The 354-nt window shown below is 68.9% G+C and carries 1 protein-coding gene; it reads right to left on the bottom strand.

What is annotated here, in order from left to right:
• Positions 1-354: beta-ketoacyl synthase N-terminal-like domain-containing protein (locus tag IF30_RS42960; protein WP_037903247.1), on the bottom strand; the 354-nt coding region annotated here is incomplete at both ends.

Below are 354 nucleotides of genomic sequence, written 5' to 3'. Positions count from 1 at the left end.
CATGGTGCATTCGCCGTTGCGCAGGGCGTTGGCGGCGAGGTGGACGGCGACGAGGGAGGACGAGCAGGCGGTGTCGATGGTGACGGCGGGGCCTTCGAGGCCGAAGGTGTAGGAGATGCGGCCGGAGGCGATGCTGGCGGCGCTGCCGTTGCCGAGGTGGCCGGCGACTTCTTGGGGTGCGGTGGTGAAGCGGGCGGCGTAGTCGTTGTACATGACGCCGGTGAAGACGCCGGTTCGGCTGCCGCGTAGTGACATCGGGTCGATGCCGGCGTGTTCGAGGGTTTCCCAGGTGGTTTCCAGGAGCAGGCGCTGCTGGGGGTCCATGGCCAGGGCCTCGCGTGGCGAGATGCCGAA

The sequence above is a fragment of the Streptomyces sp. NRRL S-350 genome (assembly GCF_000719705.1).
GTDB lineage: Bacteria > Actinomycetota > Actinomycetes > Streptomycetales > Streptomycetaceae > Kitasatospora.
This window is presented reverse-complemented; position numbering and strand designations above follow the sequence as displayed.